The sequence below is a fragment of the Fortiea sp. LEGE XX443 genome (assembly GCF_015206815.1).
Classification (GTDB): Bacteria; Cyanobacteriota; Cyanobacteriia; order Cyanobacteriales; family Nostocaceae; genus Nostoc_B.
This window is the reverse complement of the sequence record NZ_JADEXZ010000128.1, coordinates 1-8,282: the sequence shown is the minus strand read 5'-3', so window position 1 is coordinate 8,282 and position 8,282 is coordinate 1. Positions and strand designations below refer to the sequence as shown.

Sequence of the window (8,282 nt, the reverse complement as noted above, 5' to 3'; positions counted from 1 at the left end):
CTTTGCTCCTAACTGCCCATCCCAAAATCCTATAGAAGATATTTGGTTACAAGCAAAAACCTGGGTTAGACGTTTTTGCGCTTTAATTCCAACATTCTCTCATTTAAAGTGGATGTTTGAGTGGTTTCTCCGAAACACTACCTTTGATTTTCTCTCTCTCCAGATGTACGGAGCTTTTTCAGAAATCAAATACTAGTCCTATATGGAAGTTTTAATGCGATCGCTCCTCTCATGGCAGGAATAAAATAATATTTAATAGCTTGATCTTATTTGTCTGATTCAAGAGAGCAAGCTATCAACAAATAGATGAATAATATTTTTTAGAAATATATTCTGTAATCAAATCTGACCGCCGTTAAGCCTCTCTAGCAAGCTGCTATTTTCTTTCTTGACAAAGAATTTACTCTACAATTATTACTGTTAATAGGTGCAACAAATTATTTGAGTAGAAATTGCTTATGCTTCACAATACTCAAAAAGGCAAAGAGGTAATTACTTTGAATTTTTGCTATTAAATTGGATCTTTTATACAAAGATTTTATGAAGTTACAATTTTACTATTGTGATTTTTTTCTAAATTTGCGATTGTATTACTTACGTATCTTAGTACTTCTTTTTTACAAAGTGGGCTTAGTATCAAGTTGATTGCATGATCAATTGAGCTTAATTTATGAAGTCTAGCTTTAAAAATGATTGGTATTAAGAAATGTAAATCAACCACATAAGAACAAACAGGAATCTTATGAACAAGTTTAAATCTCTATGCCTTGGGGCAACATTGGCTGCTACAACAATGGCAGGCGTAGCTCTAGCTCCTTCTTCTGCAATGGCAATCACTCTAACTGGGGAGGTAGTTTTTTCTGCTGGCGCTCTGTTGGGTGATCCAACTTTAGGTAATAATCTGGTGGAATCTGTCGACTGGACTACCAATCAGGGTTCTGTTCTATCAACCAGTGGAGATTTTGCCACTGCTACTCCAGCTCTTTCTCTAGTCACTCTCCGAGATTTAGTACTGACACGAGAAATAGCAGGCAATCCCGCTGTATACGGCGTTGATACTGATACTGCTTTTACCAGTTTTGCTGATTTTGGTAACGTTACGATTGATGGAGATACAAACCGCTTAACCTTTGCAATTACGGGAGGTAAGGTAACAAGAACGATAAATGATGGTCAAGTTAGCCTAAATATACAGAATGATACCAGTATAGTGAGTGGGATATTTAGGTTCGGAGGTCAAACAATTGCTAATGGTCTATTTAGCTTAAATGGTACTAGTAGCAGTGGTGGTGGCCTGGTTACTCTAACAGCTACAGGCGAACCCGTACCTGAACCCCTAACAATGGGCGGTATTGCTCTCGGTGCAACCTTTGGCGCATATCTCAGAAAACGATATTCCAAAAACGGCGAAAAGCTAGTCAAAGCTTAACCCGTAACTATTGGGTAAGCTTAATATCAAACCCCAGCATAAACTTCCATTCCCTTCCCTTTTTTTTTGCCAGTGCTACTTGCAAAAATTTTCATCAGTTTTTGCAACTTTAAAAGTGCTGAAATTAACTGATTAAAAATAAATTACGGCAGAGATAGAGTTCAGTTTTCCTAATTATCGTAACTACTAAACTTAGTGTTTCCACAAATTAAAAATACTTACAACTGGGTAAACTAAACTCAAGAGATGACAATAATTCATCTACAATAAACATTTCTTGTCAAGACAAACGCATCTTAGTTAGTCTTGACAAATGCCTTCCAGCCTTAACTTGTGACCAATAAAATAATACAAAAAACAGCCTATGAGCAAACTCACAGACTGTTTTTCAAAATTGATAAATTAGCTTACTTTAGTTAGGTGCTCTTACCCCATTTCTCCCAGATGCAGAATAGTCTGCTGTCGGGATAAGGCTGGCGTGGCCATCTACGTTATAGCCAAACCCTTTAGTAGGAACAAGTTGCTTAAGCGTAATCCCTAAATCAGGAGCAGGTGATGTCCTTGAGTTTCTCCCGTAAGCATCTGTGTAGGTTACTGAATTTGGAGAATCGCCAAACACAAGCCCTGAAAAGTGACTACCCGAATGAACAGTTCCTCGGAAAGGCGAACGAGGATCATCCCATGTTACTTTGCTTCCTGCCGCTAAAGTTTCTTGGCACAACAGCGTCTTAGAAAGAGGATGGCTCGAATTGTAACATAGATCCACTGTCCTACTGATTTTCGTTGAGGACGACGCATTATAAAAACGAGAAGGATTTGTGATGGTGAAATAAAAGCCACGCTCTCCAAAGCCTGTCAGCCAATACTCTTTGGTTCTATCAAGAACTAGAGAATTTTTCTGGTCTACCGTCCCACGTTGATAACATTCAGCAGTAGGAATTGCGCGATGAATACCCCAATTAGGTTGGTTTGTTGGAATTGGAGCAATACCAGAAACAACAGGTAAGTTACATAATGAAGTTTCAGCTTCTTTGAATGCTCCCGCAGCGCCAAACGAGGCAAGGTATTTTAAGTTGAAGGGTTCCATCTCATCGCATTTACCAGCCAAAAACATTTCATGCGCTGTATTTGTTAGCGCATCTGGCGAATGTGTACCCATGTGCAGTTTTAAGCTAACATCGCAGGCTGTAGTTATACTGTTGTTACTCGCATTATACATATGCCAGTTATTAGCAACAAGAACCTTATGCCCAAAGTGATCTTCATGTCTATGAAGAGATGGATTGGATGGATTATTAGTTGCTAATTGCTCGTTTACATAACCAAAGGCCGGCATACCCGTAATATTGAATGCTTCCGAACTGCGGGGATCATCACCATGCTCATGACCATAGGTACAATACGCATTTGTTTCAGGGTTAAAATCCACAGGCGAGTGCCATGTGGGGTATATCTTGTCATCCTCACCTTTTACCCAATAAGTATCGTGCATCCATTTAGGGCATTCCCACACTTTACCAGGAGACCACATCCCATAGGATTTTGCCAAAGCTTCAGAACTTCCTGGTAATAGATTTTGTGTCCGCACTGGGCTACCAGCAATTGGAAGCACAGACGCACCTTTGTTAACAGCATCGGGTTGGACTTTTTGTATCTCGTCAATTTTCTGCACTGTATTCTTTGCCCAGAAAGCAAACCAATTAAAGCGCATAGTGCTGTTAGACCCTGTAAACCTGATGACAAGGTTTTGTTGGCCTTGTGCAAGACTGCTATTCAAGGGACACCGAACCGTGCGGTAGGTTGACTCAGAACCAGTGCTGTTGATGGTACATCTCCCCAACAAAGAACCACTAGCTGAACCAGCACGAACTTCCACGCTATTTGTCCCAGAAGGCAAGGCAATACGCAGCATCAGCGCTTCTACACCACTGCCTAAATCAAGGTCGTTATAAACTGCATAGTTGCCATTAGCCGTGTAGGTCAACTCTTGGGTATGATCTGTATAGCCAACAGAAAACGGATTTTCGCTACGCTCCAAATAATCCCCCCAGACTGTCTGTAAACCAACGCGGGAAGAGAAACTGAGAGCGTCTATTCGCTGAAATACTGGCCAAGGCGCAAGGGCGCTCGACGGAATAGTCGATGTACTCGCAGCCACTGAAGGTTGCATTGTTTCAAAGATAGGACTTTTTACATGACTAATGCCGGATAAACTCAACACTAACGTGATAGCAGCACATAAGAAAAATCTGCTAAATTTATTTTTTGCCATATTCCTCTAAGCCGAATCAAAATATGAATCAGGGAATCGTAGTTAACTTGCTGCTAATACGTACGCTCATGATTACTGAGCGACACTTGAGATAATATATTACGAATCGAAGCAACAACCTCAGCATTTCTTTGGATTAGTGTTTTAATGTAGGAACATGTGTAAGAAAATTTACACTGAATCCATCTGAGATATTGAATAAATCAACACTTTGTGAGTCAATCACAAAAAAAATATAAAATATATCCTGGCTCATATCTTGCACGTAAATTAAAATAAACACGGCGCTGCTGATTAAGAAGATATTTTAAAAGTATACCTCGCTAGTATAATTTGCTACTATATAGATACACTCCACGGAGGTGGACTAATGAAAAAGTAAGGTTTTCAAAGTATAGATATCTGAGGATTTTACTTAATAAGAGTTTTAAATTGTATTGGAATATTAGTAAAAAAAATACCAAGTATCGAATGAATTATATTTTTTGTAAAAATATAAAGATTATGAAGAATAAGTATACTGCTAAGTTCAAATAAGTTTTTGTGAAAACCAAGGCAAGGAGCTTGCTATCCTCACCAGAAGCACTGAATGAAAAAGTAGGGTTCGATACTGAAGGACAATATATGTCAGGATATACTCTTATCTTAAATGAAGATTTGATGAAAAAAAATAATAAATATTGTATTATTTATACGTTGTATGCAATTGTATTTACATACAAACATGCAAAAAGTATCTACAAGATATGCAAATTGTGTAGTATTTATAATTGCTAAAGGAGGAAAAGCGCTGACTATTTTGATATAGGAAATTGCCTGACTCATCTTTTCAGAGTGCTGCCTAATCTTAGGTTAATAATACATGGATAGCAACAGTAAAAGCAAATAAAATAGCTGATTCAGCTAGTATTTTTATAAAGCAATAGTTTATCAAAGTGTTTTTGATAATTCTCTTCATCCTAGTGTTCCCCAAAATTTTGTAGTAACCAATTAGCTACGTCTTGAGAAAATAAGATACTTTCCAGACTGAATTCATGTTCAAGAACATTTGGTCAAAAAATGTTTGCCAACTTCTAAGAAAAGCTAAAAATTAGAAACTAGAATCATTTACTCACCTTGAATTCGACTGCTAATTTTTACTGTTATATAAAAGCAATTTTCTTTAAAAAAACACAAAAACTCTCCTAGGTTTAGACAAAGAAAAAATTGTCTTCTTTTGAAAAAGTACTGTAATTGAAATTGCTATAATTTATGTAATTTAATTAATTTACATGAGAAAAGCTATGCAAAATATGTTATTCACATCACTAAAAACCGTTGAGTTGTGGTTATTAGGAATAAGCGGTTCACTAATAGCAATTAACTTAACAATAGTAGCAAGGAAAGATGAACCAACAAACTTCTATGTCAATGTTTTATTTTTGGTTGTTATATATTTATTATTGAAAGAAAAAAATAAATTAAACTTGCAAAGTGGATTATTTTCTAGTTTAACAGGCGTATTGTTTATAGCTTTTATATTTATAATTAGTTTATTTAAAATAAATATTGGTATCTTATCATTATTTCCACCATTAATTTCTGGTGTTGGTCTTGCTCTACTGGCCTCTGGCTATAGGGGTTTAAAGCAATACAATCAAGAGTTGTTGCTTTTAAGTTTCCTTACTATACGTAATCTATTCCGTATGTTTCAAATAGATACAACACTTTTAACCGCTAAACTATCTACAGCTATTCTTTGGTATACGGGTTTTAAAGTAACTCGTTCTGGAATTACTATTAGCCTACCAACAGGAACTATAGAAGTATATTCTGGTTGTTCTGGCATAGAAATAATCATTGATTTATTAAGCCTGGTGGTATTGTTTATTTTTATGTTTGATATCAAGTTTCATCAAAAATTCATATTACCAACAGTAGCTATAATGATAGGATTTATTGTCAATGGTTTTAGAGTCTCACTAATGGCTATTTTAGTAGCACAAGGTGATAAACAAGCATTTAAATATTGGCATAGTGGAGATGGTTCTCTTATATTTTCTATGATTGCCAGTCTATTTTTATGCTTTTTCTTCTGGTTTATGCTTAGTAGTAATGAGCAAGAAAATAAAAATAATAATACAAATTACTCAAACTAATGTACTGGAAAGAAATCCGTATTAAATTTTTAGCTTTAATATTTGGTGCAGGAATATTAGTTTTAGGTAAATCAATTTTCTTTCCTAACCCAGATAAACCAAAAATTAACACTTTTGTTTTTCCTCAAGAAGTGCCTTTAGGAGAATGGCAGCCGAGTGTGGCTGCACCAGTAAAATCTTTAACTAAAGAGAACCCGAATTTATTAGCACAAAAATATTACCGATATGTTAAAAATGATTTACCTCTAGATATTGAAATGCACTATTTGCAGGATTTTTACCATGCGGATATTGGTGTGTATATTCAACGCAATCTTGGCATAACATCCCCCACCGTGATGCGTCAGCAAAAGGGAGCAGGGTACTATGGACTGGGGGTAGACAAACAAAAGGCTTATCTCAGTACTTGTATAAACCCACGAGGAGGCAGTACTTTCACTCATGCACAGTTTAGAGACAATCGCTTTTCTCAAGATATCAGCTTTAACCGTATAATGCCTATCTTACTAGGACAGGAAGCCCTTCTAGATAAACGCTGTTTGTGGGTACACTTATCGATTCCTTTACAAAATTCTTCCCCAGAAGAAGCTTACCAAGTATTAGAGAAAGCTTGGTTTTCCTGGTATCAGTGGTGGCAACCTCGCTTTCCTAAACCTTGAATTTTAATAACTGTACTTTTGTAATTAATTACCTTTAACTTATGGCTGAAACTGACATTCGTGAATCTAATACCCGTGAATCTAACAACACTGAATCTGATATCCGCGAATTTGTTGAGTTAGAATTCACCAAATTAAGTAAATTGGTAGGTACTATACAGCCTCTACTGGAGTTAATTAATGTTTGGCGCTTCCTTGGCTACGGTATGTTGTTGTTGGCATTGCTAGATATAATTGAGATGTTTGTTCCACCAAACTTCCTGAATCCTAATTGGGAATTTCAAACAATGGGAAGGTTAGTGAACCAAGTAGGAGTACCATTAATTGCAATATTATTTGTATTATCTGGGAAGTTAGCAAAACGAGCCAAATGGGAACTGCCGGTCTTGGCTTTGTTATCTCGTTTAACTCTGTTAGTGGCCTTGTTATACATACTGCTAATTCCTTTAGGAGTATTTAACACAATACGTTTGTATAATACCAATCTTGAGCAAATCAAGACTGGCTATGAGCAAAGATTATCTCAAGCTAATCAGGTTGAAAAGCAGTTAAGCCAAACTTCACCGACAGATATAGATAATTTAATTAAGCGCCAGGGTGGCTCATTAAATGGCAGAAGTCCTGAAGACATAAAAAACCAAATCATTTCAGAACTCACGCAAGCCAAGCAACAACTCAAAACCCAAAAGGAAACGAATCAGTCTTCCGTAACATTGAATTTGCTGAAAAATTCCGTCAAATGGAATGTAGGAGCCTTAATATCCTCAGTTTTATTCTTTATTATTTGGAAGGAAACACGCTGGGCAAGAAAAAAATCATCATAGTTAAAGCACAAGTTAACTTTTGATAACTACGTAGACCAGCTTAATTAAGCATTAGTTAATATTTCTAGCTCTAGCGCAACAAATAATTCACTTCCATATAAATGAAACCCGCTTAGACGGGTTTCAACATTTTAAGCTGATGTAGGTATGGGGATAGAGATACAGCTAACAAAACTGGAGTTGGATAACATTGGGCAAAGAAGGTAGTAAATTCTTCTCGGTTTGAACTGCCGCCAAAGGTAAGATTAGCTTGGGCTTGGGGAGTTTGGTGGTCAGCGTCGCTAGTCTTAGAGGAATGGTAAGTAACCTGAGTTCGGGTTAAACCAGAAGCTAAAAAGCTCATTTTGTAAGGATCGAGCCAAAAGTGTTGAATGTTAAGATTTTGAGGATATTGCTCAAGATGTCCATTGGTGTTGGTGATACCAAATTCGAGTGTTTAATGACTTTATTCTCAATAGGACAAGAAATTTACCTGGGTAAAACACAAAGATTGTAAAGTTGTGTTGCGAGATTCAACACTTTTGGGATCGAGCTAAACTTTATGTGATAAGAGAAGCGATTAAAGCACAATCATTTTGTCAATAAGGTTCATAAATGAGACTAATTTCAACAATATACCTTATTGAGAATATATTAAAACAGAGCTTCAAACCAAACAATGAAAACTCAAGGGTTTTGAGGATTTCTTATCCCGAACTCAGGTTAAGTAGTAAAGCGAGAATAACACCTGCGAGGGACAACATCCAATTCTGTTTGAAGTCGGTATGGCAAAAATTTCATAACTAGACTAAATGCTTGGATGATGTTGGCAAGATTAGTCTATTCCAATTTAGCCCTCTTCTGTCACTTTCCGAGTATTCTGAATAAAAGGATGAAAAGAAAAAACTCTGGAAGGAAAGTAGGGCAATGGATGTAGAATTACAAATTCTTAAACATTTGGCAAGAGATCCTCATCCAACA

Annotated in this window: 6 protein-coding genes and 1 pseudogene; 5 read left to right on the top strand and 2 right to left on the bottom strand. The window is 36.5% G+C overall.

All coding sequences use genetic code 11. The features are described 5' to 3' along the window. Together IQ259_RS26255 and IQ259_RS26250 are read left to right on the top strand one after the other, a co-directional pair. A pseudogene (locus IQ259_RS26255) lies at positions 1–196 on the top strand (IS630 family transposase); the annotation flags it as partial. 546 nt (positions 197–742) lie between these two features. Continuing rightward, a complete protein-coding gene (locus IQ259_RS26250; RefSeq protein ID WP_193888920.1) occupies positions 743–1,429 on the top strand; it encodes a PEP-CTERM sorting domain-containing protein in 687 nt (228 codons plus the stop codon). Between the two features lie 412 nt (positions 1,430–1,841). On the opposite strand, the gene IQ259_RS26245 is transcribed toward IQ259_RS26250, so the two are convergent. Then, positions 1,842–3,701, bottom strand: coding sequence for a carbohydrate-binding protein (locus IQ259_RS26245; RefSeq protein ID WP_193888919.1), 1,860 nt, complete (start codon positions 3,699–3,701; stop codon positions 1,842–1,844). A gap of 1,283 nt (positions 3,702–4,984) precedes the next feature. Here IQ259_RS26245 and crtA point away from each other — a divergent pair. Genes crtA through IQ259_RS26230 form a run of 3 tightly spaced genes read left to right on the top strand, consistent with a single transcriptional unit; the run spans position 4,985 to position 7,322 of the window. Continuing rightward, positions 4,985–5,839, top strand: coding sequence for a cyanoexosortase A (gene crtA / locus IQ259_RS26240; RefSeq protein ID WP_193888921.1), 855 nt, complete (start codon positions 4,985–4,987; stop codon positions 5,837–5,839). Next, entirely contained in the window at positions 5,839–6,498 is a 660-nt protein-coding gene (locus IQ259_RS26235) for a cyanoexosortase A system-associated protein (RefSeq protein WP_193888918.1), read from the top strand. Before crtA ends, IQ259_RS26235 begins: the two co-directional genes overlap by 1 nt. A gap of 41 nt (positions 6,499–6,539) precedes the next feature. After that, positions 6,540–7,322 (top strand): HpsJ family protein, encoded by a 783-nt coding sequence (locus tag IQ259_RS26230; protein WP_193888917.1) that lies wholly within the window; start codon positions 6,540–6,542, stop codon positions 7,320–7,322. Between the two features lie 112 nt (positions 7,323–7,434). Here IQ259_RS26230 and IQ259_RS26225 read toward each other — a convergent pair whose 3' ends face one another. Then, complete coding sequence (locus tag IQ259_RS26225) at positions 7,435–7,665, bottom strand: hypothetical protein (protein WP_193888916.1); 231 nt, start codon at positions 7,663–7,665, stop codon at positions 7,435–7,437. Positions 7,666–8,282: the final 617 nt, after the last annotated feature.

Coding starts and splice junctions, on each gene's coding strand:
- IQ259_RS26250 (WP_193888920.1), top strand. CDS start 743: ATGAACAAGTTTAAATCTCTATGCCTTGGGGCAACATTGGCTGCTACA.
- IQ259_RS26245 (WP_193888919.1), bottom strand. CDS start 3,701: ATGGCAAAAAATAAATTTAGCAGATTTTTCTTATGTGCTGCTATCACG.
- crtA (WP_193888921.1), top strand. CDS start 4,985: ATGCAAAATATGTTATTCACATCACTAAAAACCGTTGAGTTGTGGTTA.
- IQ259_RS26235 (WP_193888918.1), top strand. CDS start 5,839: ATGTACTGGAAAGAAATCCGTATTAAATTTTTAGCTTTAATATTTGGT.
- IQ259_RS26230 (WP_193888917.1), top strand. CDS start 6,540: ATGGCTGAAACTGACATTCGTGAATCTAATACCCGTGAATCTAACAAC.
- IQ259_RS26225 (WP_193888916.1), bottom strand. CDS start 7,665: ATGAGCTTTTTAGCTTCTGGTTTAACCCGAACTCAGGTTACTTACCAT.